General features: G+C 71.2%; 21 protein-coding genes and 3 tRNA genes. 9 read left to right on the top strand and 15 right to left on the bottom strand.

The window, feature by feature from the left end; translation table 11 throughout:
* Positions 1-67 precede the first annotated feature (67 nt).
* From JOF44_RS18195 to valS, 5 genes are all read left to right on the top strand, one after another.
* Positions 68-859: an ABC transporter permease gene (locus JOF44_RS18195; RefSeq protein WP_209894831.1), complete on the top strand. Its 792-nt coding sequence runs from the start codon at positions 68-70 to the stop codon at positions 857-859.
* Positions 852-1,721, top strand: coding sequence for an ABC transporter permease (locus JOF44_RS18190; RefSeq protein ID WP_342591837.1), 870 nt, complete (start codon positions 852-854; stop codon positions 1,719-1,721). Before JOF44_RS18195 ends, JOF44_RS18190 begins: the two co-directional genes overlap by 8 nt.
* Positions 1,718-2,767 (top strand): ABC transporter ATP-binding protein, encoded by a 1,050-nt coding sequence (locus tag JOF44_RS18185; RefSeq protein ID WP_209894829.1) that lies wholly within the window; start codon positions 1,718-1,720, stop codon positions 2,765-2,767. The genes JOF44_RS18190 and JOF44_RS18185 overlap by 4 nt, the downstream gene beginning before the upstream one ends.
* 147 nt (positions 2,768-2,914) lie before the next feature.
* A complete protein-coding gene (gene lplAB / locus JOF44_RS18180) occupies positions 2,915-3,973 on the top strand; it encodes a lipoate-protein ligase LplAB (RefSeq protein ID WP_209896201.1) in 1,059 nt (352 codons plus the stop codon).
* A 136-nt stretch (positions 3,974-4,109) separates the two neighbouring features.
* The gene (gene valS, locus JOF44_RS18175) at positions 4,110-6,800 is read left to right on the top strand and encodes a valine--tRNA ligase (RefSeq protein ID WP_209894827.1); all 2,691 of its coding nucleotides are present in this window, start codon (positions 4,110-4,112) and stop codon (positions 6,798-6,800) included.
* A 3-nt stretch (positions 6,801-6,803) separates the two neighbouring features.
* On the opposite strand, the gene JOF44_RS18170 is transcribed toward valS, so the two are convergent.
* The gene (locus JOF44_RS18170) at positions 6,804-8,087 is read right to left on the bottom strand and encodes a WXG100 family type VII secretion target (RefSeq protein ID WP_209894824.1); all 1,284 of its coding nucleotides are present in this window, start codon (positions 8,085-8,087) and stop codon (positions 6,804-6,806) included.
* A 221-nt stretch (positions 8,088-8,308) separates the two neighbouring features.
* Here JOF44_RS18170 and JOF44_RS18165 point away from each other — a divergent pair, with 221 nt between their 5' ends.
* Positions 8,309-8,752, top strand: coding sequence for a hypothetical protein (locus JOF44_RS18165; protein WP_342591836.1), 444 nt, complete (start codon positions 8,309-8,311; stop codon positions 8,750-8,752).
* 67 nt (positions 8,753-8,819) lie between these two features.
* Here the strand turns inward: JOF44_RS18165 and selB are convergent, their stop codons facing one another.
* The 3 genes from selB to JOF44_RS18150 all read right to left on the bottom strand — a co-directional run bounded on the left by selB (position 8,820) and on the right by JOF44_RS18150 (position 12,133).
* Positions 8,820-10,610 (bottom strand): selenocysteine-specific translation elongation factor, encoded by a 1,791-nt coding sequence (gene selB, locus JOF44_RS18160; RefSeq protein WP_209894820.1) that lies wholly within the window; start codon positions 10,608-10,610, stop codon positions 8,820-8,822.
* Positions 10,607-11,941: an L-seryl-tRNA(Sec) selenium transferase gene (selA, locus tag JOF44_RS18155; RefSeq protein ID WP_209896199.1), complete on the bottom strand. Its 1,335-nt coding sequence runs from the start codon at positions 11,939-11,941 to the stop codon at positions 10,607-10,609. The genes selB and selA overlap by 4 nt, the downstream gene beginning before the upstream one ends.
* Before the next feature lie 97 nt (positions 11,942-12,038).
* Positions 12,039-12,133, bottom strand: a tRNA-Sec gene (locus tag JOF44_RS18150).
* A gap of 119 nt (positions 12,134-12,252) precedes the next feature.
* On the opposite strand from JOF44_RS18150, the gene selD reads away from it, so the two are divergent.
* Positions 12,253-13,245, top strand: a complete 993-nt coding sequence (gene selD, locus JOF44_RS18145) for a selenide, water dikinase SelD (protein WP_209896197.1) — start codon at positions 12,253-12,255, stop codon at positions 13,243-13,245.
* A gap of 76 nt (positions 13,246-13,321) precedes the next feature.
* Here selD and nrfD read toward each other — a convergent pair whose 3' ends face one another.
* The 8 genes from nrfD to JOF44_RS18100 all read right to left on the bottom strand — a co-directional run bounded on the left by nrfD (position 13,322) and on the right by JOF44_RS18100 (position 22,513).
* Positions 13,322-14,416 carry an NrfD/PsrC family molybdoenzyme membrane anchor subunit gene (gene nrfD / locus JOF44_RS18140; RefSeq protein WP_245349008.1) on the bottom strand — a complete coding sequence of 365 codons (1,095 nt, stop codon included), beginning with the start codon at positions 14,414-14,416 and terminating at the stop codon, positions 13,322-13,324.
* A gap of 131 nt (positions 14,417-14,547) precedes the next feature.
* On the bottom strand, positions 14,548-15,573 hold the full coding sequence (locus JOF44_RS18135; protein ID WP_209896195.1) for a 4Fe-4S dicluster domain-containing protein: 1,026 nt from the start codon (positions 15,571-15,573) through the stop codon (positions 14,548-14,550).
* Between the two features lie 8 nt (positions 15,574-15,581).
* Positions 15,582-18,941, bottom strand: a complete 3,360-nt coding sequence (gene fdh, locus JOF44_RS18130) for a formate dehydrogenase (protein WP_245349007.1) — start codon at positions 18,939-18,941, stop codon at positions 15,582-15,584.
* 29 nt (positions 18,942-18,970) lie between these two features.
* The gene (locus tag JOF44_RS18120; RefSeq protein ID WP_209894803.1) at positions 18,971-19,315 is read right to left on the bottom strand and encodes a chorismate mutase; all 345 of its coding nucleotides are present in this window, start codon (positions 19,313-19,315) and stop codon (positions 18,971-18,973) included.
* On the bottom strand, positions 19,315-20,655 hold the full coding sequence (gene clpX, locus JOF44_RS18115) for an ATP-dependent Clp protease ATP-binding subunit ClpX (RefSeq protein ID WP_209894801.1): 1,341 nt from the start codon (positions 20,653-20,655) through the stop codon (positions 19,315-19,317). The genes JOF44_RS18120 and clpX overlap by 1 nt, the downstream gene beginning before the upstream one ends.
* Positions 20,656-20,909: 254 nt before the next feature.
* Positions 20,910-21,539: an ATP-dependent Clp protease proteolytic subunit gene (locus JOF44_RS18110; protein WP_209896193.1), complete on the bottom strand. Its 630-nt coding sequence runs from the start codon at positions 21,537-21,539 to the stop codon at positions 20,910-20,912.
* A 116-nt stretch (positions 21,540-21,655) separates the two neighbouring features.
* Positions 21,656-22,228: an ATP-dependent Clp protease proteolytic subunit gene (locus JOF44_RS18105; protein ID WP_209896191.1), complete on the bottom strand. Its 573-nt coding sequence runs from the start codon at positions 22,226-22,228 to the stop codon at positions 21,656-21,658.
* A gap of 96 nt (positions 22,229-22,324) precedes the next feature.
* Positions 22,325-22,513, bottom strand: coding sequence for a hypothetical protein (locus JOF44_RS18100; protein ID WP_209894800.1), 189 nt, complete (start codon positions 22,511-22,513; stop codon positions 22,325-22,327).
* Positions 22,514-22,774: 261 nt separating this feature from the next.
* Here JOF44_RS18100 and JOF44_RS18095 point away from each other — a divergent pair, with 261 nt between their 5' ends.
* A complete protein-coding gene (locus tag JOF44_RS18095) occupies positions 22,775-23,587 on the top strand; it encodes a C40 family peptidase (protein ID WP_209894798.1) in 813 nt (270 codons plus the stop codon).
* Positions 23,588-24,220: 633 nt separating this feature from the next.
* Here the strand turns inward: JOF44_RS18095 and tig are convergent.
* Both tig and JOF44_RS18085 read right to left on the bottom strand, forming a co-directional pair.
* Positions 24,221-25,795 carry a trigger factor gene (tig, locus tag JOF44_RS18090; RefSeq protein ID WP_209894796.1) on the bottom strand — a complete coding sequence of 525 codons (1,575 nt, stop codon included), beginning with the start codon at positions 25,793-25,795 and terminating at the stop codon, positions 24,221-24,223.
* Between the two features lie 88 nt (positions 25,796-25,883).
* Positions 25,884-25,957: transfer RNA gene (locus tag JOF44_RS18085), tRNA-Pro, on the bottom strand.
* A gap of 137 nt (positions 25,958-26,094) precedes the next feature.
* Here JOF44_RS18085 and JOF44_RS18080 point away from each other — a divergent pair.
* Positions 26,095-26,168: transfer RNA gene (locus JOF44_RS18080), tRNA-Gly, on the top strand.
* A gap of 201 nt (positions 26,169-26,369) precedes the next feature.
* Here the strand turns inward: JOF44_RS18080 and JOF44_RS18075 are convergent.
* Positions 26,370-26,804, bottom strand: coding sequence for a VOC family protein (locus JOF44_RS18075; RefSeq protein ID WP_209894794.1), 435 nt, complete (start codon positions 26,802-26,804; stop codon positions 26,370-26,372).
* Positions 26,805-26,807 lie beyond the last annotated feature (3 nt).

Raw genomic sequence — 26,807 nt, 5'->3', positions numbered from 1 at the left:
GCACCGGCCGCGAACCCCGCCGCGATGGACCTTGTGACAGGCTCCACACCTCGCTAGGATCGCGCGAGTGCCCACGTACTGGTCGATCGCCTCGGCCTTCCGCCAGTACTCGACCTATCGGATGGCGACCGCCGCCGGGGTCTTCACCAACACCGTCTTCGGGCTCATCCGTGCCTCGATCCTGATCGCCGCGATCACGACGGCGGGCGGCGAGCTCAGCGGGTACACCGTCGCCCAGGCCGCGACCTACGTGTGGCTCGGGCAGGCCCTGCTCGCGCCGATCGAGGCCTTCGGCACCCGCGAGGTCTCCCAGCGGGTCCACCAGGGCGATGTGGCCGTCGACCTGCTGCGGCCCACCGCGTTCCTCGGCCTGTACTACGCCCAGAAGCTCGGCCGCTCCGCGTTCCTGCTGCTGGGGCGCGGCATCCCTCCCCTGCTGGTGGGCGCCGTGGTGACGGGGCTCGCGCTGCCGAAGGATCCCCTCTCCTACCTGCTGGGGGCCGTCTCGCTCCTGCTGGCGATCACGGTGGCGTTCCTGGCCGACATGATGGTCAACCTCGCGGCCTTCTGGCTGCTGGAGACGCGGGGTCTGACCGTCGTCTACAACGGCGTGATGAACCTGCTCTCGGGTTTCCTGATCCCGATCGTGTGGTTCCCGGACTGGCTGCTGTCCATCGCCCGCGCCACCCCGTTCCCCTCGATGATCCAGACCCCGATCGACACCCTCTCCGGCCGCATCCCGCCCCTCGAGGCACTCCCCCTGGTCCTGGTCCAGGGGGCGTGGCTGGCGGTGCTCGCCCTCGCGGCCCAGCTGATGCTGCGTTCGGGTGTGCGCAGCGTGGAGGTCCAAGGTGGCTGACCCGAGGCCCCGTCCCGCCCGCACGACGCGCCCACCGCGCCGCCGCGACCCGGATCGTCCGGTCTCGACGGCCCGCATGGTGGCGACCCTGTACGGCTCGCGGATCCGCTCCCAGGCGACTTTCCGCGCCAGCTTCCTGGCCGACCTCGCCGGTCAGGTGCTCATCGTCGGCACCGAGTTCCTCGAGCTGTGGGTGATCCTCTCGCAGGTCAGCACCCTGGGCGGGATGACGCTCCCCCAGGTCGCGGTGGTCTACGGCCTCGGCGCGCTGGCCTTCGGGATCGCCGACATGCTCTTCGGGGAGATCGACGGTCTCTCGAGCGCCATCAGGTCCGGGAAGCTCGAGTCCCTGCTGATCCGACCCGTGCCGGTGCTCCTGCAGATCTCCAGCCTGGACCTGTCGCTGCGCCGCATCGGCCGGATCGTCGTGGGGCTGGCGATGTTCGTGACCGCGCTGGGGATCGCCGGCTTCCAGCCCACCGTCGCCACGGTGGCGCTCGCGATCCTGGCCCCGCCGGCCGGTGCCCTGATCCTCGGTGCGCTGTTCACCCTGGCAGGGGCCCTGCAGTTCTGGCTCGTCGACGGCCGAGAGTTCGCCAACGCCTTCACCTACGGCGGCAACTATGTCGCCACCACCCCGGGCGCGGTGTTCGCCCTGCCGCTGCGCGCCTTCTTCACCTTCGTCGTCCCCGCGACGCTGATCGCCTACGCCCCCACTCTCGCGCTGCTGGACCTGCCCGGTCCCCTGCTGGTCCCCGCGTGGGCCGGCTGGGCCGGGCTGCCTGCCGCGCTCCTGACCTGGATCGTCGCCGGCACGGCCTGGCGCGCGGGAGTCCGCCGATACACAGGAGCAGGTGGATGACCGCCCCCGAACCCGATGCCTCGATCGACGCCTCCGATCCCCGCGGCGGTCCCCCGTCCGCAGCGCCCATCGGGCCGGCCGTCGAGCTGAGCTCGCTGCGCCGCGACTACGTGGTGCGCTCGCGGGTGGCGGGCTCGCGCCGACGCCGCCGCCAGATCGTGCGCGCGGTCGACGACGTCTCGCTGACCATCGCCCGGGGCGAGTCCGTCGGCTTCGTCGGCGCGAACGGAGCCGGGAAGTCCACCACCATCAAGATGATGACGGGCATCCTGCGGCCGACGTCCGGGGACCTGCGCGTGCTCGGCCGCGATCCGGTGCCCCAGCGGCGGCACCTCGCCCGCGAGATCGGCGTCGTGTTCGGCCAGCGCTCCCAGCTGTGGTGGGACCTGCCGCTGCGGGAGAGCTACACGATCCTCGCCGCGATGCACCGGCTCACCGACCGCCGGCGCGAGGCGCGGCTGGATCGTCTGGTCGAGGGGCTGGACCTCGGCGGCTTCCTGGGCCGCCCGGTGCGCCAGCTCTCGCTCGGCCAGCGAATGCGCGGCGAGGTGGCGGCCGCGCTCCTGCACTCCCCCGACCTGGTGGTGCTCGACGAGCCGACGATCGGGCTGGACATGGTCTCCAAGGAGGGGCTGCGGCGCTTCCTGCGCACCGACCGCGACGAGCGCGGCACCACCCTGTTCCTGACCACGCACGACATGGGCGACGTGGAGCGGCTGTGCGAACGGATCGTGGTCGTCAATGCGGGCACGGTCGCCTACGACGGAGCACTGGACTCCTTCCGTGCGCATCTGGGCGCACCCCGGGAACTGGTCGTCGACCTCGCCGAGCCGGTCGCCGCCCTCGCCCTGCCGGGCTCCGCCGAGACGGCGGCGGTGGAGGCCGAGGGGATCCGCCACCGCATCCGCTTCTCGGGGGCGGAGCTGACGGTGCCCGCGCTGCTGTCGGCGATCGGCGCCCAGACCACGGTGCGGGACCTCGCGCTGACCGAACCCGCCGTCGAGGACCTGGTGCGGGAGATCTACGCCCGCGGCGGGATCGGCTGACCCCGCTCATCCACCCGGGCCCTGTTCGGTGCCGCCCTCCGCCGCTTCGGGCCCGTGCCGCCCGCGTCCGGCCCGGCACAGCTGATGCCCACGCCCGCTCCGGTGCGAGAGGATGGGGGCATGGATGAGCGCGACAGCAGCACGACGATGCATGGTCAGTACAAGGTCCGTGGCGGCAAGCTGGTCTCGGTGGAGCTGAGTGCCGAGGACGGTCGGATCGGCACCGCCCATGTCTTCGGCGACTTCTTCCTGGAGCCCGACGACGCCCTGGAGGACCTCAACGCCGCCCTGGAGGGAATGTCCACCGAGGCCACGGCCGCGGAGCTCTCCGCCGCCGTCACCGCCAGGCTCGAGACCCGGCCCGATCCCGTCGAGATGATCGGCTTCGACGCGGAGGCGGTCGCGATCGCGACCCGGCGCGCGCTCGGCCACGCCTCCAGCTGGGAGGACCTCACCTTCGACGTGATCCCCGCCGTCTCGCTGCCGCCGGTGATGCACGTCGCGCTCGACGAGGTGCTGCCCCACGAGGTGATCGCCGGTCGCCGCCGTCCCCACTTCCGGATCTGGGACTGGGACTCCCCTCTCGTGGTGATCGGCTCCTACCAGTCGCTGAGCAACGAGATCGACGCCGAGGGGGCGCGCAAGCACGGCATCGGCGTGGTGCGGCGCATCACCGGCGGCGGCGCCATGTTCATGGAGCAGGGCAACTGCATCACCTATTCCCTGGTGGTGCCCACCTCGCTGGTCGAGGGGCTCAGCTTCGAGCAGGCCTACGCCTATCTGGACGATTGGGTGATGGGGGCGCTCGCGGAGATCGGGGTGAAGGCCCACTACGTGCCGCTGAACGACATCGCCTCGGAGCAGGGCAAGATCGGCGGTGCCGCCCAGCGCCGCTTCGCCGGCGGCGTGCTGCTGCACCACGTGACGATGAGCTACGACATCGACGCGGACAAGATGGGCGAGGTGCTGCGGATCGGCAAGGAGAAGCTCTCGGACAAGGGAACCCGCAGCGCGAACAAGCGCGTGGATCCGATGCGCTCGCAGACCGGCCTGGCCCGCGAGCAGATCATCGACGGGTTCCTGGACTTCTTCCGCGCCCGCTACGACACCGTGGACTCGACCTACACCGAGGACGAGCTGGAGAAGGCCCGGGAGCTGGTCGAGACCAAGTTCAGCACCGAGACGTGGACGAACCGCGTGCCGTGACCCGCGTCGGGCACCGGAGCCCTCGCCCGCGCCCGGCACGAGAACCTCGGGGCCCGATCATGCCGCCGCGTCGCGCGAGGGCGGTCGCTGCGGACGCCTGCGTTGCACCGAGGCGCAGACCTGGAACAATGACCCCATGACCGATACCGCACCGCGCCCTGACACTGGTACTGCCATCCCCGATCGTCCCTCCCTCGAGGGCCTCGAGGAGAAGTGGGACGGCGTATGGAGCGAGCAGGAGCTCTACGCCTTCGACCCGGACACCACCCGTGACCAGGTCTTCAGCGTCGACACCCCGCCGCCGACGGCGTCCGGCTCGCTGCACATCGGCCATGTGTTCGGCTACTCGCAGGCGGACATGATCGTGCGCTATCAGCGCATGCGCGGCAAGAACGTGTTCTACCCGCTGGGCTGGGACGACAACGGCCTGCCCACCGAACGTCGCGCCCAGAACTACTACGGCGTGCGCTGCGACCCGAGCCTGCCGTACGACCCGGACTTCACGCCCCCGCAGGAAGGCGGCTCGAACGCGTCCTCCAAGGCCGCGAACCAGCTGCCGATCTCTCGCCGCAACTTCATCGAGCTGTGCGAGCAGCTCACCACCCTCGACGAGAAGTCCTTCGAGGAGGTCTTCCGCACCCTGGGCCTGTCGGTGGACTGGAACCACAGCTACCAGACGATCGATGCCCGCTCCCGAGCGACCTCCCAGCGCGCCTTCCTGGAGAACTTCGAGAAGGGTCAGGCGTACCAGGCGGAGGCCCCCACCATGTGGGACGTCACCTACCGCACCGCCGTGGCCCAGGCCGAGCAGGAGGACCGCGACCGCGACGGCGCCTACCACCGCATCGGATTCACCAGAACGGACGCGCCGGAGGGCTCCGATCCGACGGTGTTCATCGAGACCACCCGCCCCGAGCTGCTGCCGGCCTGCGTGGCCCTGGTGGCCCATCCGGACGACGAGCGCTACCAGGAGCTGTTCGGCTCGACCGTGACCTCTCCCCTGTTCGGCGTCGAGGTGCCCGTGATGGCGCACCCTCTCGCCCAGATGGACAAGGGCGCCGGCATCGCGATGATCTGCACCTTCGGCGATACGAACGACGTGACCTGGTGGCGTGAGCTCGAGCTGCCCACCCGCTCCGTGGTGGGCCGCGACGGCCGGTTCCTGCCGGAGGCGCCGTGGATCACCACCGCCGAGGGCCAGGAGGCCTACTCCGAGCTGGTGGGGCTGACGGTGTTCAGCGCCCAGAAGCGCGTGGTGGAGATGGTCACCGCCTCCGGGGACCTGGTCGGCGAGCCGGAGAAGATCTCCCACCCGGTGAAGTTCTACGAGAACGGCGACAAGCCGCTGGAGTTCGTCACCTCGCGCCAGTGGTACCTGACCAACGGAGGCCGTGACCAGTCCGAGGGCGGTCTGCGCGATGAGCTCATCGCCCGCGGATCCGAGCTGACCTGGCACCCCGCCTACATGGAGTCCCGCTACCGCAACTGGGTCGAAGGCCTGACCGGGGACTGGCTGATCTCGCGCCAGCGCTTCTACGGCGTGCCCTTCCCCCTCTGGTACGCGGTCGACGCCGACGGCGAGACCGACTACGACACCGTTCTCACCCCGCCCGTCGAGTCGCTGCCGATCGACCCCACGATCGACGTGCCCGCCGGATACGACGCCTCGCAGCGGAATCAGCCCGGCGGCTTCGTCGCCGACCCGGACATCCTCGACACCTGGGCGACCTCCTCGCTGAGCCCGCAGCTCGCCGGCGGCTGGAACTCCGGCCCGGAGTCCGACGGGCTCTTCGAGAAGGTCTACCCGATGGATCTGCGCCCCCAGGGCCACGACATCATCCGCACCTGGCTGTTCTCCACCGTCGTCCGCTCCCATCTGCAGCAGGACGCCCTGCCGTGGAAGCACGCCTCGATCAACGGCTGGATCCTGGATCCGGACCGCAAGAAGATGTCCAAGTCCAAGGGCAATGTGGTCACCCCCATCGGTCTGCTGCACCAGCACGGCTCCGACGGGGTGCGCTACTGGGCGGGCCGTGCCCGCCAGGGCGTGGACACCGCCTTCGACGAGGGGCAGATGAAGATCGGCCGACGTCTGGCGATCAAGATCCTCAACGCCTCGAAGTTCGCCCTCGGCTTCGGGGCCGCCCCGACGGACCCGAGCGGACGCCTGGCCGCTGACCCGTCGGCCGTGACCGATCCGCTGGACCGCGCCCTGCTGGCGGACCTCGCCCGCGTGGTCGACCAGGCCACGACCGCCTTCGACGAGATGGACTACGCCCGCAGCCTCGAGGTGGCCGAGCCGTTCTTCTGGGCCTTCTGCGACGACTACATCGAGCTGGTCAAGGAGCGTGCCCATGGCAACGGACCCTCGGGCGAGGCCGGGGCCGCGTCGGCCCGCGCGGCGCTGGCGATCGCCCTGGAGGTGCTGCTGCGTCTGTTCGCCCCGGTGATCGTCTTCGCCACGGAGGAGGTCTGGTCGTGGTGGCGCGGCGGCAGCGTGCACACCCAGGCGTGGCCCGTCGCGGAGCCGCTGCGCGAGGCCGCGGCCGGGCAGGACGCCGCGCTCCTGGAATCGGTCGCGCAGGCCGCGATCTCGGTGCGGCGCATCAAGTCGGACGCGAAGGTCTCCCAGAAGACTCCGATCCTCCAGGTGAAGCTGGTGGCCCCGCAGGAATCCCTCGCGCATCTCGAGGCCGCGTCGGCGGACCTCACCGCGCTGGGCCGGATCGAGCGGTTCGATCTCGCCGCCGGGGAGGGCGAGGACATCTTCGCCGAGGACGTCGAGCTGGGCGAGCCGCCGGTCAAGCGGCCGCGGAACCAGGGCTGATACTCAGAAGGGCCACGTGTCCTCGACGAAGTCGCCGGCCCCCTCGAAGGCGCCCTGGGCGTCGCCGATGGCATCGTCGAGGTCGTAGTCCCCGGGCGTGATGTCGTTGACGATCTCGTTGGGGTGGATCGAGACGGCGAGGTCCGCATCGATCCCCACGGCGGCGGCGATGTCGCCGCCGACGGCCAGTCCGACCTCGTCCGTCGAGACGGTCCCCCCATAGCTGCCGCCGATGCCGGCACCCGCCTCGACGCCGAAGGAGCCCGACGAGCTGAACCAGCCGCCCGGCGAGGTCGAGGAGAAGTCCGCATCGGCCTTGGCCCCGGCGAACGCTCCGGCGTCGGCTCCGAACGTGAAGCCGTTGACGTCGCCCTCGTCGTTGCGCGTCACATGCGCGTAGGAGTTCACGTGGGCCTCGGCCCCGGCGTATCCGGTCACGCCGATCGTGTTGCTGGACCCGAGGGGGCCGTTCAGGGTGCCGTGGATGTCGCCGTAGGCCCCGGCGCCGGCCGAGGCGCCCATGCTCGCCCCGTCGGGACCGGTCGTGATCCCTGCTTCGGCGTAGGCCTCCGCGCCGAGGCGGCCGTCGGTCTGGTAGGACATCCCGCCCGGCAGGTTCAGCTGCTCGTCGAATCCGATCTCGGCCCCGGCCCGGGCGCCCGCGGTCCGGGTGGTGTACCCGAACTCGTCGGTCGTCGTGCTGGTCCCCGCACTCGCGCGCGTGTTCGCGTACCCGTCGAAGTAGCCGCGCTCATTGTCGATCTCGCGGCCGTCCCAGTGCGATCCGCCCGCGTCGCTCCCGCCGACGGGACGGGTGTTCGAGGCGGCATTGCCCGGGCCGTATCCCTCGCCGCCGTAGAAGAGAGGGCCTCCTCCCCCGGAGCCCCCGGAGCCCAGCCCGTTGCCCAGCACCCCGAGCATCCCCGGGCCCAGCGGTGAGCCGGGGAACGCCGGCAGCGGCATCAACGGGCCGAGGAGCCCGCCGGGCAGCAGACCGGAGACGATGTCGAAGAAGCCGCCGTCGCTGGAGGTCTCGTCCTGCTGCTCGGCGTGCTGCTCGAGCTGACGCGCCCGCTCGCGCACGTCCTCGCTGCAGGCCAGCAGCTCCTGCCTCACGGCGCCGTGCCAGCGCTCCCGGAAGGCGTCGGCGTCCGGGCCCTCCCAGCTCGCGCTGTCGATCGCGGACTGCGCACTCGAGACGAGCTCCTCGAGCCGCTGCGCCCCCTGCGTGCACGCTGCGCCGTGCTGCCGCATCTGCTCGGTGTCACCACCGTAGAATCCGGCCACGACCACTCCCCTCGTGCTGTCCTCCGCTGACCCTGACGTGAGAGCGAGCGTACGACGATCCGGCCGTCCCGCCCATGGGGAGTTCTCCCCATAGGGTGGATCCCGCAGAACCGCCGGGCGCGGCCCTCGGAGCATCACGGCCCGGTCGGCACCGCCCCACCACACCTCACCACCCTTCGGAGGCGCACATGCCACGGACGATCCGCGGCGCAGGATCGCGCGTGAACCTCGTCATCGGGCCCCTGGTCATGCTGATCGGCATCGGCGCGGGGATCACCGCGATCGTGCTGACGATCGTGCTGGGGTCCGCCGGCTTCCTCGCTTTGTTCATCCCGGCCGTGCTCGCGCTCGCCGGCGGAGCCTTCGTGCTGCGCGGCGCGCGGCGCTCCCGACTGCAGATCGATGCGGACGGCTTCACCTGGTGCGGGTTCCTCGGGGCGGAGCGGTCCGTGCGCTGGGAGCAGCTCCATCAGCTGCTGCCGCCGCCGCCGGGCTCGTCCCGCACCGTGGCGATCGCCGAGCTCCGCGACCGGTCCCGGATCGAGGTGCTGGCGCTCTGGGAGTCCCCGACCTCCCCGGGATCCCTGCTCGGCGCCGGAGACCACTCCACGGCACAGAACGCGCTCCTGGCAGCGCACCGGGAGTGGCTCGTCGGGCGGCGCTGACCGCCGGTCGATCCCCCGCGAGGCGTCGGCCGCCGGTCGATCCCCCGGAGGCGCCGGCCGCCGGGGCTCAGCGCACGATCTCGCGGTGGCCCGGGTCCGGACGGCGGGTCCAGCCGCGGGCATCGAGGTGCTCCAGCAGGGGGATCGCGATGCGCCGCGTGGTGCCCAGTGCCTGCCGGGCCTGGCTGGTGGTGAACGGCTGCGGCAGCGCGGCGAGCTCGCGCATGGCCAGCGCCGGCGCCGTGGGCAGCAGGATCACCTCCCCGGGCAGACGCAGCAGTCGCCGCTGCCGGGCGGCTGCGGCGAGCTCGCGCGGACCCAGGCCCAGCACGACCAGCTCGTCGGCCTCCGGGGCGACGAAGGGGTGCGCGCCCAGGCGCTGTTCGAGCCGACGCACCGCGGGCTCGGCCGGGCCCAGGGAGCCGGCGTCGGCCGTCGCGCGGATGCGCCCGGTCACCTGGTGCAGTCCGGCGGCTTCGAGGACGGGGGCCAGCAGATCGGGGTCGGGCAGTTCCAGGGCGTCGGCCGCCGCCTTGCGCGGCAGTCCCGGGGACAGCGCGTCGGCGTCACGGTCCGCGGCGACGAGCTCACGCAGCCGTGCGGACCAGGACCGCAGCGCGGGGGCGTCCACCAGCCAGGGCCCGTGCCGGACCAGCGTCTCCGGGAGCTGCGCGGGCACCGCGATCCCGGCGCGGACCAGGGTGTCCTCGCGCATCGCGCCGCGGCGTTCCACCTCGGCGGCGGCGTCCCCCCGGGCCGACATCGCCGTGAGGGTCCGGGCTCGGCGCAGGCCGTCCCCGCGGCGGTCGAGGCGGGGCGGGTCGAGGTCGAGCACGAGGGCCCCGCCGCGCACGGCGCGGGAGCTGGTGGCGCGCAGGACCAGGCGGTCCCCGACCGTCAGCGGGAGCGGCCGGTCGAGGGTGAAGCGTGCGTGGTCCGCTCCCAGCGGCCGCACCCGGGCCGCGACGGTCGCAGTGCCGAGGTGGACCATCAGCTGTGCCGGGGCGCTCTCGAAGCCGTCACCGCTCATGCGGCGCACGTCCAGCACGGCGGTGCGCGTCCATGTCCCGGGGGTGAGCAGTGCATCGCCGCGTCCGATGTCCTCGGCGGCCACCCCGCGCAGGTTCACCGCCGCCCGTGTGACCGGGACGAGCCGGTCGGTCTGCCCGCCGAGATGCTGGAGACCGCGGACGGTGAGCACGCCCCCGCGTCGGGCTCCGGCCAGCTCGAGCCGGTCCCCCTGTGCGAGGGTCCCGGCCGGGAGCGTGCCGGTGACCACGGTGCCGGCGCCGGAGATCGGGAAGGAGCGGTCCACCCACAGCCGTACCCGCTGTGTCGCCGACGGCGCCGGAGCGCTGCGCACGACCTCGTCGAGCCGGTCCCGCAGCTGGTCCATCCCGTCCCCCGTCACCGCGGAGACGGCGACGGCGGGGGCATCGGCGAGCCCGGTCCCGGCCAGCTCGGCGCGGGCCCGATCGAGGGTGGTGTCCGTTCCGCCGAGGGCGAGGTCGGTGCGGGTGATGACGATCAGCCCCTGGTCGATGCCGAGCGCCTCCAGAGCATCGCGGTGGTCGCCGGACTGGGCGCTCCAGCCCTCGTCGGCGGCGATCACGAAGCACACGATCGGGGCGGGTCCGAGGCCGGCCAGCATGGTGCCCAGGAATCGCTCGTGCCCGGGGACATCGACGAAGGACACCTCCGTGCCCGAGGGCAGGGTCATCCCGGCGAAGCCGAGCTCGATGGTCAGCCCCCGCTGCTTCTCCTCGCGCAGGCGATCCGGGTCGGTGCCGGTCAGGGCGCGGATCAGCGTGGATTTGCCGTGGTCGACGTGTCCGGCGGTCGCGACCACCTGCCTCATCGGGGCGGCTCCGCGGTCGCGCCCTGGGCCCGCGCCCCCTCGACGGCGGCGATCAGCACGTCGTCCTGATCCTCGGGGACGCAGCGCAGGTCCAGCAGGCAGGCGTCCTCCCGCACGGTCGCCACGACCGCGGGGCTGCCGATGCGCAGGGGCCCGGCGAGCTCGGGATCGAGGGCGATCGCCCAGCCGGGCAGCGGCACCTCGGCCCCTCCCCCTCCGCCGACGCGGCCGTCGTGGGCGATGAGCCGCCCGCCCGTCCGCTCGGCGAGAGCGGCGGTGCGCTCGCGCAGCCGGCCCGCGTCGGTGCGCAGGGCCGCGAGCACCGGCGGGGTGGGGCCGGTCAGGGTCGCCTCGAGGGCGGCCAGGGTGAGCTTGTCGGCGCGGACCGCTCGGGCCAGCGGATGGCGGGCCAGGCGTGCGATGACCTCGGCCCTCCCCAGCAGGATGCCCGCCTGGGGCCCGCCGAGGAGCTTGTCCCCGCTGGCGAGGACGACGTCTGCGCCGTCGCGCAGGGCGGTGGCGGCGTCGGGTTCGGAGGGCAGCAGCGGTTCGGGGGCGAGCAGGCCGCTGCCGACGTCGGCGACCAGAGGGACACCCGCGCCGCGGCAGGGGCCGGCGAGCTCGGCGAGGGGGACCTCGCTGGTGAAGCCGATGACGCGGTAGTTGCTGGTGTGGATTCGCAGCACGCAGCCGGTGTCGGGCCCGAGGGCGTTCTCGTAATCCGCCAGGTGGGTGCGGTTGGTGGTGCCGACCTCGTGGAGTCGCGCACCGGTGGAGGTGATGAGGTCGGGCAGGCGGAACCCGGCACCGATCTCGATCATCTCCCCGCGGCTGAGCACCACCTCGCCGGCCCCGGCCAGGGCGGTCGTCGCGAGCAGCAGGGCGGCGGCGCCGTTGGTGACCACCAGCGCGTCCTCGGCCTCGGGGCAGGCGGCCCGCAGGGCGGCCCGGGCCCCGGCGCCGCGACGGGACCGTGCCCCGGTGGCGAGGTCGAACTCGACGTCGGTGTACCCGGCGGCGTCCTGGACGGCCTCCCGAGCAGTGCCGGACAGCGGCGCCCGGCCGAGGTTGGTGTGCACGATGACCCCGGTGGCGTTCAGCACCGGGCGCAGCGAGGAGGCGGCGCCGTCGCCGAGCGCGGCGAGGACCTCGTCGAGCACCTGCTCTGGAGCGATCTGTCCGCCCCGGGCGCGGTCCTGGGCGGCCCGGACGAGATCGCGCACCACGCGAGCGCTCATGGTCGCGCTCGCTCGCACGATCTCCGGGTGGGCGAGCAGGGAGTCCGTGCGCGGGATGCGCCGCCGAGGGTCCTCCGTCGACCGCCGGGGCAGCGGACCCGCGGGGCTTCCCGGCGCCTCACGGTCCTCCGTGGCCCGGCGGCTGACCGAATCCTGGGTCACGGTGAACCTCCTCGGGGCGGCATGGCGTTGGCGGAGGCGGACGGGAATCGAACCCGCCAGACCGAGATGCTCGGTCTCACCGGTTTTGAAGACCGGGGCGCCCACCAGGACACGTACGCCTCCGCCGACAACGTACCACCGTCCCACCTGCACATTCCGGGCCTGCTGGGTAGGCTCCGGGCATGAGCGACTCCCCGGCCTGCGACCCTGCGACCTCCGATGCCCCGATCACCCCGGCGCCGATGAGCGCGGCGATCCCCGCGGTCCGCCTGACGACGATGGCCCACGGCGGCGGCTGCGCCTCCAAGATCCCGCCGGGCGAGCTCGAGGAGGTGGTCGGTGCCCTCGCCGGCCAGCAGTACGAGCAGGTGATCGTGGGGCTCGACGACGGGGACGACGCCGCCGCGGTGCGGATCGCGGGCGGCACCGCCGTGCTGTCGACGGCGGACTTCTTCACCCCCGTGGTGGATGACGCCTACGACTGGGGGCGCATCGCCGCCGCCAACGCGCTCTCGGACATCTACGCGATGGGCGGGGACCCGGTGGTGGCGATCAACCTGGTGGGCTGGCCGCGCGGCGTGCTGCCGCTGGAGCTGCTGCGCGAGGTCCTCGCCGGCGGGCTCGCGATCGCCCAGGAGGCGGGCGTGCCCGTGATCGGCGGTCACTCCGTGGACGACCCGGAACCCAAGTACGGCATGGCCGTCACCGGCACCGCCGACCCGGACCGCCTGCTGCGCAACGACGCCGCGCGCCCCGGCCTGCCGCTGACGCTGACCAAACCGCTCGGCGTCGGGCTGCTGAACAACCGGATGAAGTCCACCGCCGAGGTCTCCGCGGCCGCCATCGAGACCATGACCACCCTGAACCGGGATGCGGCCCGGGCCGCCCTGGACGCCGGGGCCCGGGCCGCGACCGACGTGACGGGCTTCGGGCTGCTGGGCCATCTGCACAAGATGACCCGGGCCTCCGGGGTCGCAGCGGTCGTGGACCGCTCCGCGGTGCCGCTGATCGACGGAGCCGCCGAGGCGCTGCGGGACGGCTATGTCTCCGGCGGCACCCGACGGAACCTCGACTGGGTCCGCGACCACCTGCGGACCGGGCCCGGCATCACCGAGGACGACCTGCTGCTGCTGGCCGACGCGCAGACCTCCGGCGGTCTGCTGGTGGTCGGCGAGGTGCCCGGCCATCCGGTCATCGGCGAGATCGTCGAGGGTTCGGGGCTCGAGGTGCGCTGATCCCGGCCCCGCCGCGACGGCCGGATCGCGATGCGCCCGCCGCGCAGGGTGCTCACCACGGGCAGTGCCGCCGCGGTCAGCGCCCGCTGTTCTCCGGTCCTTCGGGGGCTCCCGTGCCCAGCGAGCCGGGCTCGGTGGCCTCGGGCCGTTCGGGGCCCGGCCCGGTCTGCTCGGGGTCCACGGGCCCGGGGCCCGCAGGACGAGGGCCGGTGGTGATCGAGTCATCGGTGACACCGGCCGCGCGGCGCTGAGCGAGCCGCTCACGCTGCGGCTCGATGACGCGGCGCGGATCCTTGACTGATTCCAGACCGGCCTCCAGCACACCGAAGCGGGTGAGCGCCGAGGCGCCGGCGAGCGCGAGCCCGCTGAGGACCGCGATCCCGCGATGGCGTCCGCCCAGCAGCGCTCCGAGACCGCCCGCGATCGCGAGACCCTCGGCCAGCCGGAGCTTCCGCCCCGCGCCGCCTGTCTCGAGCGGTTCGGACTCCAGCGGGTGCATCTGCCTCTTCATGCTGCGCATCCCGATCACGTCCCCCACGACGCCGAGCACGGCCAGGCTCCGAGCCGGTCCGGACTCCTGCGTGGAGGTCGTCACCAGTGCGGCCCCACCGGCGGCGATACCCGCCGAGGAGACGAAGACGTAGGCCAAGCCCTTGCGGGAGGCCGCCCAGGTCGGGACGGCGGTGTCGCCGAGCAGCACGGCCGTGTAGGCCGCCAGCGGCGCGCCGAGCACCGCCGCTGTCGCGCCTCCGGCGCCCTCGGCCGCACGCAGGAGGCGTCGCAGACGGCCCAGCTGCAGGCGCTCGCCGGTCATGCGATCCAGCTCTCCGGCCACGGCGAACCCGGCGGACGTGCCGAATGCCGTCAGCAGCCACGTGCCGACGCTCATCGGCGACGTCGGTTTGAACACGCGCAGCATGTGCAGGAAGCGCTCCGGGCGTCCTAGGTCGAGGATCAGCGCCGGGAGGCCGACGCCGACCGCGCCGAGCGCGGTCAACCGTGCATTGCGTCGCAGGCGGGGCCGTCCGGTGAGGTCCCCGCCTGCGCCGAGCAGAGCGGAGCCGCCCGCGAGGCCGCCCACGAAGAGGTACAGCCCGATCGGCCACTCCCACGGCGGTGCCTTGACCACGGAGCGCCCGTAGTAGGAGCTGAACTCGATGTCCTCGACCATGGGCGTCTCGCGCGAGCCGTCGCCTCCGCCGGCCGATCCGGACCGCCGACGGGGTCGCCCGTCGTGTCGACGCTTCCGCCGTGGCGGCTCCGGGGGGCGGTACGCGTCGTACTCGGAATGCGCTGCGTGCGTCACCGGCGCCCTCCGAGGAATGCGAGAGCGGTCGCGGTGATCATCCCGAGGGCGGCGACCCCGGCCGTGCGGTACATCTGCGGCAGCGCCTTCGTGGGCACCTGGGGGTCGGGCGGCAGGCCATAGACCTCGGGCTCGTCGAGCAGCAGGAACACCGATCCGATGCCGCCCACACCGTCGTTCGCATTGGCGCCGTAGAGACGTGCTTCGGTCATGCCCTGAGTGTGCAGCTGCTGCACCCGCTCCTCGGCGGACTCGACCATGTCCTCGTGATCACCGAACTTGATCGAGGTGGTCGGGCAGGTCTGAGCGCAGGCGGGCGTCTCGCCGTCGACCAGCCGGTCATGGCAGAGGGTGCACTTGTGGGCGGTGCCGAGCTCGGGGACGTCCTGCTCGGTCTCCTCGCTGGAGGACCGCGGGGAGATGGTGCCGTCGTCGCGGCGCTCGATCACGCCGAACGGGCACCCGCCCACACAGGTCCCGCACCCGTTGCAGATGTCCTGCTGCACGACGACGCTGCCGAACTCCGTGCGGTACAGCGCTCCGGTCGGGCACACGTCCAGGCACCCGGCGTTGGTGCAGTGCTTGCAGACGTCCGAGGACATCAGCCACCGGAACTCAGGGGTGTCCGGTGGGGCGGTGTCCTCGTCGCTGAGGTCCTCCCCGGGCCGACCGCCGGGAACGGACGGCGCACCGGGCCGGGGGCCGCCGGAGCGAGGGCCCACGGTGGGCATGCCCAAGCTGACGAGGCGTCGGCCCGATTCCCGGGCCTCCTCGATGCGCTCGGATTCCTGCTCGACGAATGCGACGTGACGCCACGTGTTCGCACCCAGCTCCCCGGTGTTGTCGAAGGACGACCCGAGCAGTTCCAGATCCCCGTCGGCGGGGTTGCGGTTCCACTCCTTGCACGCCACCTCGCAGGCCTTGCATCCGATACAGATCGAGGTGTCGGTGAAGAAGCCCTTGCGCGAATGCTCGTGCTCCAACCCGGCATCGGTGCCCCGACGTCCTGTGGATTCGATCATCGATCCCATCAGTGCTCCTCTCGCGTGGTGCGCTCGGCCCCGCGGCCCGCGTCATCGTCCTGGCCAGGGGTGCCCTCGGATCGAGCTTCCGGGGGGTGAACGGCGGGTGCGATCGCTTCGTCGCCCGTCGTCGGACTGATTCCCGCCCGACGCTGGAAGTCTGCCACCAGATCGCGCAGCGCCGGTCCGCGCGGACGACGGCCGGGTCGCAGCGCGCAGGCGACGACCTTCGAGTTCTGGATCTGCGTGTTGGCGTCGAGGTTCATCCCGACCAGGTCGTTGACCGCGTCACCCGAGACCACCGCCTCGCTGCCCTGTGCCCAGTGGTACGGGATCCCGATCTGGTGCACCGTGCGGCCGGCCGCGCGCAACGGAGACATGCGACGGGTGATCAGCACGCGCGCCTCGATCGCCGACCGGGCGGAGATCACGGTCGCCCAGCCGTACGGCGCCAGCCCGACCTCGTCCGCGAGCTCCGGGGAGACCTCGCAGAACAGTTCGGGCTGCAGCTCGGCGAGGTACGGCAGGAAGCGACTCATCCCGCCGGCGGTGTGATGCTCCGTGAGGCGGTAGGTGGTGAACACGTACGGATATACCTCGCCTTGGGCCGCCGTTCCGGTGATGCCCGGTGCGTTCATGTTGCTGCTGTCCGCGATCGTCTTCTGCGTGGGGTTCGCCTGCTGGGCGTACAGCGGGTTGGGGATCGCCGACTCGACCGCCTCGTAGTGCGTGGGCAGCGGGCCGTCCACCATGCCCGAGGGCGCGAACAGCCAGCCGCGCCCGTCGGCCTGCATGACGAACGCATCGTTGCCGGCGAGAGCCGCGGAGCCGCCCTTCTCGGCGTCCCCGCTGTCGTGGGGATGCTTGTCCGGCGGGAAGTCGGGGACATCCTTCCCGGTCCACTGCTCGGTGTCTTCGTCCCACCAGACATATCTCTTGCGTTCGCTCCAGGGCTTGCCGTCGGCGTCGGCGGAGGCGCGGTTGTAGAGGATCCGGCGGTTGGCCGGCCACGCCCACGCCCATTCGGCGGCCGTGCTGTCCTGTTCGCTCCCGGGCTTGCGGCGGGCCGCCTGGTTGACCCCGTCCGCGTACACGCCGGCGTAGATCCAGCAGCCGCCGGCGGTGGTGCCGTCGGCCGTCATCTCCGTGTACGAGGACAGAGGCGTGCCGTCCTTCTCCCCGCCGACGTGGTAGCCGTTGATCTCCTTGAGCACCGCTTCCGGGTCCGGTTCACCGTGCTCATCGGTCGGATAGTCCCATGTGAGGTCCAGCAGCGGGCGGTCACGCGGATCCTGCGAATCCTTCAGCCGCGACCGGATGCGCTGACCGAGCTCGTGCATGAACGTCAGCTCGCTCGTGCAATCTCCGGGCGGGGTGACGGCCCGCTCCCTCCACTGCACCAGGCGCTGTGTCTGGGTGAACGAGCCGGCCTTCTCCGTGTGGTTCGCGGCGGGCAGGAAGAACATCTCGGTGGCGATGTCCTCGGTCCTCAGCTCGCCCGATTCGATCTCCGGCCCCTCCTTCCACCAGGTGGCCGATTCGATCATGGAGAAGTCACGCACGACCATCCATTTCAGATGCGACATGCCCAGGCGCTGGAGGCGACCGTTGGCGGAGCCCACGGCGGGGTTCTGTCCCAGCAGGAAGTACCCGTCGACGCCGTCCTCGAGCATCCGCATCGTGGTCTGGTACGTGCCGTGGGCGCCGGTCAGTCGGGGCAGGTTGTCGAACGCCCAGTCGTTCTCCGCGGTCGCCGCATCGCCCCACCACGCCTTCAGCAGATTCACCGCATACGATTCGGAGTCCGCCCAGAAGCCCTTCTGGGTCTTCGTACCGATCGAGTCGACATAATCCCGGAACGAATCATGGGCTCCGACCTTGGGCATCGGCAGGTATCCGGGCAGCAGGTTGAACAGGGTCGGGATATCGGTCGAGCCCTGGATCGTGGCGTGGCCCCGCAGCGCCATGATCCCCCCGCCCGGGCGGCCCATGTTCCCGAGCAGCAGCTGCAGCACCCCGGCGGCCCGGATGAACTGCGCGCCGCCGACGTGCTGGGTCCAGCCCACGGCATACGCGAAGCAGGTGGTGCGCTCCGGCCCGGAGTTCTCCGTCACCGACCGTGCCAGGTACTCGAAGTCGGCGCGGGAGATCCCGCACGCCTCCTCGACCATCTCCGCGGTGTACCGGGCGTAGTGGCGCTTCAGGATCTGGAAGACGCACTGGGGATCCTGGAGGCTCTCGTCCCGCGAAGGCACGCCGCGTCCCAGCTGAGGACCGCCGGAGCCGTGCGACTCGCCATGGGACTCACCGTGGGTCGTCGGAGTGCCCGTCGCCCGGCTCTCACCCTCCTCGGACGCATCCGCGTACTGCCACGAGGAGGTGTCGTAGGTGCCCGTGGCGGGGTCGAACCCGGAGAAGAGGCCGTCGAGGTCCTCGGCATCGGCGTAGTCGTCCTCGAGGATCGAGGAGGCGTTGGTGAACGCCTTGACGTAATCCTCGAACCAGAGGTCATGAGCGAGCACGTAGTTGATGAGGGCGCCGAGGAGCACGATGTCCGTGCCCGCTCGGATCGGCAGGTGCTTGTCGGCGTTCGCGCTGGTGCGCGAGAACCGCGGGTCGACGTGGATGACCCGCGCCCCACGGGACCGCGCCTCCATGACCCACTGGTAGCCCACCGGATGGGCCTCGGCCATGTTGGAGCCCTGGATGACGATGCAATCGGCATTGGCCATGTCCTGCAGATACTGGGTGGCCCCACCGCGTCCGAACGAGGTCCCCAGACCGGGGACCGTGGCGGAGTGTCAAATGCGCGCCTGATTCTCCATCTGAATGGCACCGGCTGCGGTGAAGAGCTTCTTGGCGAGGTAGTTCTCCTCGTTGTCGATGGTCGCACCGCCGAGCGACGCGATCCCCATCGCCCGCCGCAGCGGGCGGCCCTCCTCGTCCTCCTCCTCCCAGTGATTGCGCCGCGCTTCGAGGAAGCGGTCGGTGATCATGTCCAGGGCGGTGTCGAGGTCGAGATCCTGCCAGTCCGCGGAGTACGGAGGGCGGTAGCGGACCGTCGTGACGCGGCGCGCGGAGTTGACCAGCTGTTCGCTCGCAGCCCCCTTGGGGCAGAGCCGACCTCGCGAGATCGGCGAGTCCGGGTCCCCCTCGATCTGGATGACCCGGTTGTCCTTGGCGTAGACCTTCTGCCCGCACCCGACGGCGCAGTACGGGCAGACGCTCTGGACGACGGTGTCCGCATCCCGCGTGCGGGGAGCGATGTTCCGAGTCGCCTGCGAGGTGACCGCGCTGCCCCGGCCGGACGGATCCGCGCCGCGCAGCTGCCGGATCACCGGCCACTCGAGAAACTGAAATCCTGCCATGTGATCCAGATTACCAGCCGGACGAGGGGTCAGGCGCTCTCGGCGCCGGACCCCTCGTCACGGATCCGCTCGTGATGGCGGATCACCTCGGTGACGATGAAGCGCATGAACGCCTCGGCGAAGACCGGATCGAGGCCCGCGGTGTCGGCCAGGGAGCGCAGATGCGTGATCTGCTCCTGTTCCCGGGACGGGTCGGCCGGCGGCAGGCCGTGGGCGTGCTTGAGGACGCCGACGCGCTGGGTGTGTGCGAAGCGCTCGGCGAGAAGGTGGACGAGCGCGGCGTCGATGTTGTCGATGCTGCGACGCTCCTCGGCCAGCAGCTCGCGGGCCCGGGCGGTGTCGTCGCGATCGTTCGCCTCGCGTTCGGGCGCCATCAGGCGGACCGGTCCTGCCGGGAGGGCTCGACCTCGCGGTCGCTGTCCTTGCCCGTGACCATCAGCGGGGCACGGCCCTCGGTGATGACGCCCTCGGTGATGACGACCTTGACGACGTCGCTGCGCGAGGGGACGTCAAACATGACCTCCTGCAGCGAGTCCTCGAGGATCGCCCGCAGACCGCGGGCACCGGTACCGCGCTCGATCGCGCGCTCGGCGACCGCTTCCAGCGCGCTGCGTTCGAAGTCGAGCTCGACCCCGTCCAGAGCGAACATCTTCTGGAACTGCTTGACCAGTGCGTTGCGCGGTTCGGTGAGGATCTGGATGAGGGCCTCGTGGTCCAGGTTCGACACGCTCGTGATGACCGGCAGGCGCCCGATGAACTCGGGGATCAGGCCGAACTTCAGCAGGTCCTCGGGCAGCAGCTTGGCGTAGATGGCCTCCTGCTCGAGCGGTGTGTGCAGCTCGGCGCCGAAGCCGATGCCCCGCTTGCCGATCCGGGAGCCGATGATGTCCTCGATGCCCGCGAAGGCGCCCGCCACGATGAACAGCACGTTCGTGGTGTCGATCTGGATGAACTCCTGGTGGGGGTGCTTCCGCCCGCCCTGCGGGGGCACCGCGGCGACGGTGCCCTCGATGATCTTCAGCAGCGCCTGCTGCACGCCCTCGCCGGAGACATCACGGGTGATCGACGGGTTCTCCGACTTGCGGCCGATCTTGTCGACCTCGTCGATGTAGATGATCCCGCGCTCGGCCTTCTTGACGTCGTAGTCGGCGGCCTGCAGCAGCTTGAGCAGGATGTTCTCGACGTCCTCGCCGACATAGCCGGCCTCGGTCAGGGCGGTGGCGTCGGCCATCGCGAAGGGGACGTCGAGCATGCGCGCAAGGGTCTGGGCGAGATAGGTCTTGCCGCAGCCCGTGGGGCCGACCATCATGACGTTCGACTTCGCGACCTCGATCTCATCGCGGTCAGCGTCGGTCTCCTCGGCCAGGGTGTCGGCGGCGCTCTTGGCCGACGAGGGCACGGCCTCGTCCTCCCGCGCTCGCACGCGCTTGTAGTGGTTGTAGACCGCGACCGCGAGGGCCCGCTTGGCGGGCTCCTGGCCCACGACGTAGTCGCCGAGGAAGGTGTGGATCTCCTGCGGGGTCGGCAGCGGGGCCTGCTCCTCGGAGGCGGGCTGCGCGGCCTGGATCTCCTCGGCGATGATCTCGTTGCACAGCTCGATGCACTCTTCGCAGATGTACACCCCGGGGCCCGAGATCAGACGTTCGACCTGCTTCTGCGACTTCCCGCAGAAGGAGCATTTGAACACGTCGGCCCCATCGCTCGTGCGCGCCATCTCCGTGTCCTTTCGTCGGGCCACCATCAGTGCGTTCGTCGTCCGCCCCGGGCTGTCGGCCCGGGATCCGCGAACCGTTCCACGGTACCGTGCCCGCGCGGCCCGCTGCGGGAGGCGGGCCCTGCGGGGCGCCGCCGGGTCAGCTGTGCCGCAGCGTGCGGCCCCCCGTCCCGCACTCAGCAGGGCGAGGGGCCGACGGAGCAGCTGCGGTCGCCGCGACCCCCGGAGCGTTCATCCCCGGGCGCGGCGGGCTGTCACGAGGTGATCGGTCGCCGCGGTGCCTTGCGCGACTCCAGCACCTGGTCGACGAGCCCGTACTCCAGCGCGCTGGACGCCGTGAGGATCTTGTCGCGCTCGATGTCGGTGCTGACCTGCTCCTGGGTGCGACCGGTGTGCTCGGCGAGGGTGGTCTCGAGCCACTCGCGCATGCGCATGATCTCGTTGGCCTGGATCTCCAGGTCGGAGGCCTGGCCGCCGCCGCCCTCGCCACCCATGGCGGGCTGGTGGATCAGGATCCGGGCGTTCGGCAGCGCCAGGCGCTTGCCCGGGGAGCCGGCGGCCAGCAGCACCGCAGCGGCCGAGGCCGCCTGGCCGAGGCAGACCGTGGTGATCTCCGGCTTGATGTACTGCATGGTGTCGTAGATGGCGGTCAGCGCCGTGAAGGAGCCGCCGGGGCTGTTGATGTACAGCGTGATGTCGCGGTCTGGGTCCTGGGACTCCAGGACCAGCAGCTGGGCCATCACGTCGTCGGCGGAGGCGTCGTCCACCTGCACGCCGAGGAAGATGATGCGGTCCTCGAACAGCTTGGTGTACGGGTCCTGGCGCTTCATGCCGTAGGCGGTGCGCTCCTCGTACTGGGGAAGCACGTAGCGGGAGGTCGGCATGGGGGCCGTGGCGGCCGTCCGCCCGGCCTGGGCGGTCGGCAGGGCGCCGATGGTGCGGGGATCGAAAGTCACGAGGTCTCCTTGCTCGAAGCGGGTCGGGGTGCGTCCGGGGGCGATCAGTCGGTGCCGCCGCCGCCGGTGACGTCCGCCGCTCCGGTGACGATCTTGTCGATGAAGCCGTACTCGAGGGCCTCGGGCGCCGTGAACCAGCGGTCCCGGTCGGAGTCCTCGTTGATCTGCTCGATGCTCTTGCCCGTCTGCTCGGCGATCAGCTCGGCGAGCTGACGCTTCATGGACAGGATGAGGTCGGCCTGGATCCTGATGTCGGTGGCGGTGCCGCCGAGGCCGCCGAGCGGCTGGTGCATCAGCACCCGCGTGTGCGCGGTGGCGTACCGCTTGCCCTTGGCGCCGGAGGACAGCAGGAACTGTCCCATCGACGCGGCCATGCCCATGCCGATCGTGACGACGTCCGGCTGGACGTACTGCATCGTGTCGTAGATGGCCATGCCCGCGGTGATGGAGCCACCGGGGCTGTTGATGTAGAGGAAGATGTCCTTGTCGGGGTCCTCGGCGGCCAACAGCAGAATCTTGGCGCAGATCGCGTTGGCGTTCTCGTCGCGGACCTCGGAGCCGAGCCACACGATGCGATCGCGCAGCAGGCGCTGGTAGACATTGTCGTCCAGGCCCATCGGCGCGTCGCCGGCTGCGGCGCGGGGCGAGGAGGGCTGGATGCTCTGAGAGGTCACAAGGTCTCCTAGGTAGCGGTATCCGTCGTTGCGTCGACTCTATTGCCTGCGCCGGAAGCCGCGGTGCACTGTTCGCCGCAGGCGCATCGCCGCCGCCTCCACGCCGGCCTCCGCAGCCACCTCAGCCACCTCAGCCACCTCAGCCACCTCAGCCACCTCAGCCACCTCAGCCACCTCAGCCACCTCAGCCACCTCAGCCACCTCAGCCACCTCAGCCACCTCAGCCACCTCAGCCACCTTGACCCATGTGTCCTGGCTCCCCCGGGGAGCGTCAAGTTCGACCTGGTTCTGGTCACGAGGACCCGTGGTCTCGCAAAAATCCCGTCAAGTTCCGTGCCGACCTCTTCCAAGCCCAGAGACCTGCAGGCGAAGCGCTCCTACGGTGGTTCCCATCGCCCCTACGACGATCGCCCTGACAGCGGTGGTCGCTCACCAAGCAGGTAGTCCCTGGCCTCCCGCGCCGGGAACGGAAGGAACGATCCGCACATCATGGCCCAGCACAACACGCACCGCACCATCGGACGCGCCCAGCTCCCCACCCACCACGCCCAGCGCGCCGTCCGCGGCGTCGGCGGCGCCGCCGTCCTCGGTGGCGTCCTGGTCGGGACCGCGTTCGCCGGCTCCGCCGCGCAGGCCGCCCCGGCCACCTCCCCCGCTCCGGCCGCGCAGACCGCGCCGGCCGCCCCGGTCGCCACCGCGCCGACCGCTCACCTGGACACCAGCCAGAAGCTGCGCTGGGGCTCCGAGGGCGCGACCGTGGAAGATCTGCAGGATGAGCTGAACAACCACGGCGCGGACCTCGCCGAGGACGGCGTCTTCGGCCCGCGCACCTTCGGTGCGGTCAAGGACTACCAGGCCACCAACGGCCTGCAGGTCGATGGCGTCGTCGGCCCGGAGACCTTCGGTGCCCTCAACGGCAGCTCCTCGGTCCCCTCCGGCGGCACCTCGGCTCCGGCCCCGTCCTCCTCGAACAGCAGCTCCATCGTGGACGCCGCCCGTTCCGCTCTCGGCACCCCCTACAGCTGGGGCGGCGCGAGCCTCGGCGGCATGGACTGCTCCGGCCTCGTGAACTACGCCTATGAGGCGGCCGGCATCGACATCCCGCGCACCAGCAGCCAGATCGCCAACGGCGGTCGCTGGATCTCGCAGTCCGAGGCCCAGCCCGGCGACATCGTCGCCTGGTCCGGCCACGTCGCGATCTACGCCGGCAACGGCGAGATCATCGACGCCTCCGGCTCCAAGCAGCAGGTCGTCGAGCGCGGCATCTGGGGCAACCCAATCGGCTTCGTGACCTACCGCTGATCCACGCAGCACAGTTCGCCGAGGGCCCGGTCTCCACACGGAGGCCGGGCCCTCGCGCATGCCCGCACCGTGTCCCGCCGCCATCCCTGCCGACCGTTGCCGGGAGATGACGGCTCGTGCGCTCCTCCGACGCGGCATCGAGTCGCCCGGGCCCCGGCCGTCAGCCCCGAGCGGTCCCTGTGACACCCACCGGTGCACAGATGGCGCTTCGAGACCTGGAGAGCACCGCGAACGCAACGGTGGGCTGTCGAAGCGACAGGACGCAGCGATCGGCACCATCGCACCGGTAGGCGCGGACAGCTCCCCGGACGCAGCGATCGGCACCGTCTCACCGGTAGGCGCGGACGGCTCCCTGGACACAGCAGTCGGCGCCATCGCACCGATGGCGCAGAGGACACCCTGAACGCAGCGGTGAGGCGCGGCGAGCACGGCGCGGTGCAGCAGCCGCAGGTACTCGCCCTCCACCCCACCGTCCTCCGACCCCAGCACCAGCACCAGCACCAGCACCAGCACCAGCACCAGCACCAGCACCAGCACCAGCGATGACACCGCGGACACGCCGACGGGCCGCCGCCCCGCAAGGGGGCGACGGCCCGTCGTCGACTCACCCGGCGCCGAGGCCGGGCACGAGGATCACGCCTCGGTGTCGTCAGCCTTCTCGGCGTCGGCCTTCTTGGCCGGCGCCTTCTTGGCCGGGGCCTTCTCGGCATCAGCCTTCTTGGCCGGGGCCTTCTTCGCCGGGGTCTTCTTGGCCGGAGCCGCGTCGGCGTCGACTGTCTCGGCAGCGGCCTTCTTCGCCGGAGCCTTCTTCGCCGGAGCCTTCTTGGCCGGCTTCTCCTCGGCGGCGGGCTCCTCGGCCTGCTCAGCCTCGGCCGGGGCGTCGGCCTGCTCGGTCTCGGCCACGGCCTCGTCGGACTCGTCCTCGGACGCCTCCTCCGGGGTCTGCAGGTCCAGGTCCAGCGTCTCGCCGGCGGCGTTCTTGACGATGACGTCCGCCAGGACGACCTCGAGCGCCTTGGAGCGCTGCACCTCGCCGAAGATCTGCTCGAGCTGGCCGGACTGGGCCAGCATCTGCAGCAGCTGGTTCTGCTCGATGCCGTACTGCGCCGACAGCTGCGTCATGTAGTTCATGAGGTCGTCCTGCTCGACGCTGACCTCGCGGGTCGCGTTGATCTCGTCCAGCAGGAACTGGGCGCGGACGGCCTTGGCGGTGTCCTCACGGATCTCCTCGCCGTGCGGATCGCCCTCCTCCTTGCCCTCGTTCTCGAGGTGAGCGTTGATCTCGTCCTGGACCAGCTGCTCGGGCACGGGGATCTCGAGCTCTCCCAGGAGCTTCTCGAGCAGGGCGTTGCGGGCCAGGGCCACACGATTGCCCTCGGCGTCGGCCGCAGCCTGGGTGCGCAGGTCGTCCTTGAGCTCGTCGATGGTGTCGAACTCGGAGGCCATCTCGGCGAACTCGTCGTCGGCCTCGGGCAGCTCGCGCACCTTGACGGACTGCGCGGTCACCTTCACCTCGGCCTCCTCACCGGCGCGATCTCCGCCGGCGAGCTTCGAGGTGAAGGTGGTGGTCTCCTCGGCCGAGAGGCCGATCAGGGCCTCGTCCAGGCCCTCGAGCATGTTGCCCTCACCGATCTGGTAGGACACGCCCTCGACGGTCTCGATCTCTTCGCCCTCGATGGTGGCGACGAGGTCGACCGAGACGAAGTCCCGGTCCTCGGCGGGGCGGTCCACGCCCACCAGGGTGCCGAAGCGCTCGCGCAGCTCGGTCAGGCGCACCTCGACGGCGTCGTCGTCGACGGTGGGCTCCTCGATCTCGACCTCGAGGGTCGAGAAGTCGGGCAGGTCGATCTCGGGGCGCACGTCCTGCTCGACGACGAACACGAGGTTCCCCTCCGAGGAGCCGTCCAGGCCCGGGATCTCGCTGACCTCGACCTCGGGACGGCCGACGGGCTTGATCTCCGCCTCGGCCGCAGCCTGCTGGTAGTAGTCGGGAAGCGCGTCGTTGACGGCCTCCTGCATGATCGCGGGGCGGCCGAAGCGCTGCTCGACGAGCTTGGAGGGGACCTTGCCCTTGCGGAAGCCGGGGATCTGCACCTGGTCGGCGATCTTCTTCGTGGCGGTCTCGACGGCCGGCTGCAGCTCGTCGAAGGGCACCTCGACGGTGAGCTTCACCCGGGTGGGGCTGAGCTTCTCGGACTCGGTCTTCACTGGTCAGGTCTCCCTGTGGATGGTCGGTCTATGGTCTGTTCTCACGGACGCCTCGGAGCTCGCACGCGGTGGCGACCCGGAGACGGAGTCGGGGTGACAGGATTTGAACCTGCGACTTCCCGCTCCCAAAGCGGGTGCTCTACCAAGCTGAGCTACACCCCGGAGGGCAACCCAGGGGATATTACCCGTTCCCCCTGCCCCGCGCCTGATTCGTGCCGGGGCGCTGTGAGCAGATCCATGTCTTCTGGCCCACTGCGGATGTGCCTTCGGGGCGCTGATCTGGTTCAATGGTGCGGTCCGCGGGCGTAGCTCAATGGTAGAGCCTCAGTCTTCCAAACTGATTACGCGGGTTCGATTCCCGTCGCCCGCTCCAGCGCGAGAGCCGCGGCCCGTCCTCCGGGTCGCGGCTCTTCTCATCGCCGCACCTTTGCCACCAGCGGGTCCGGCTCGCCGGTGGGCCGTCCTGCTCGTCGGGGCCTGCTGGACCCCGACGCCCCCTTCCCATCCCGCTCCCCGGCGGACTTTCGGGGGCGAGTGGTGCATCGACGCCTCGGTGCCCTTCCCCATGCCGCTCTCAGGCGGACTGCTGGATGCGCAGGAGGTTTCCGGCGGGGTCACGCACGGCGCAGTCGCGCAGCCCGTAGTCCTGATCGATGGGCTCCTGGACGATATCGGCCCCTGCCTCCTCGAGGGCGGCGAAGGTCGCATCGAGGTCCTCGGCGGCGAGGTTCACCCCGAAGTAGGAGCCCTTCGCGATGAGCGAGGCGAGCACCGCGTTCTCCTCGGGGGTGATGCCGTTGCCCTCGAACAGCGGATGCAGCACGATCGCGGTGTCCTGGCCGGGCGGGCCCACGGTCATCCACCGCATCCGGCCGCCGCCGATGTCGAGGCGCACCTCGAAGCCGAGCACGTCACTGTAGAAGGCGAGGGAGGCGTCGGCGTCGGTGTGGGGCAGGAAGCTGGAGTGGATGGAGCAGGTGATGGACGCGGAGCGGGGTGCAGGTGCCATACC

The organism is Brachybacterium fresconis, from assembly GCF_017876515.1.
In the GTDB taxonomy this organism is placed as follows: domain Bacteria; phylum Actinomycetota; class Actinomycetes; order Actinomycetales; family Dermabacteraceae; genus Brachybacterium; species Brachybacterium fresconis.
This window is presented reverse-complemented; position numbering and strand designations above follow the sequence as displayed.

Coding starts and splice junctions, on each gene's coding strand:
- JOF44_RS18110 (WP_209896193.1), bottom strand. CDS start 21,539: ATGCCGACCTCCCGCTACGTGCTTCCCCAGTACGAGGAGCGCACCGCC.
- clpX (WP_209894801.1), bottom strand. CDS start 20,655: ATGGCGCGCACGAGCGATGGGGCCGACGTGTTCAAATGCTCCTTCTGC.
- lplAB (WP_209896201.1), top strand. CDS start 2,915: ATGCATGGTCAGTACAAGGTCCGTGGCGGCAAGCTGGTCTCGGTGGAG.
- selD (WP_209896197.1), top strand. CDS start 12,253: ATGAGCGCGGCGATCCCCGCGGTCCGCCTGACGACGATGGCCCACGGC.
- valS (WP_209894827.1), top strand. CDS start 4,110: ATGACCGATACCGCACCGCGCCCTGACACTGGTACTGCCATCCCCGAT.
- nrfD (WP_245349008.1), bottom strand. CDS start 14,416: ATGGTCGAGGACATCGAGTTCAGCTCCTACTACGGGCGCTCCGTGGTC.
- JOF44_RS18095 (WP_209894798.1), top strand. CDS start 22,775: ATGGCCCAGCACAACACGCACCGCACCATCGGACGCGCCCAGCTCCCC.
- JOF44_RS18135 (WP_209896195.1), bottom strand. CDS start 15,573: ATGATCGAATCCACAGGACGTCGGGGCACCGATGCCGGGTTGGAGCAC.
- selB (WP_209894820.1), bottom strand. CDS start 10,610: ATGAGGCAGGTGGTCGCGACCGCCGGACACGTCGACCACGGCAAATCC.
- JOF44_RS18185 (WP_209894829.1), top strand. CDS start 1,718: ATGACCGCCCCCGAACCCGATGCCTCGATCGACGCCTCCGATCCCCGC.
- JOF44_RS18105 (WP_209896191.1), bottom strand. CDS start 22,228: ATGGGCCTGGACGACAATGTCTACCAGCGCCTGCTGCGCGATCGCATC.
- JOF44_RS18075 (WP_209894794.1), bottom strand. CDS start 26,804: ATGGCACCTGCACCCCGCTCCGCGTCCATCACCTGCTCCATCCACTCC.
- JOF44_RS18120 (WP_209894803.1), bottom strand. CDS start 19,315: ATGGCGCCCGAACGCGAGGCGAACGATCGCGACGACACCGCCCGGGCC.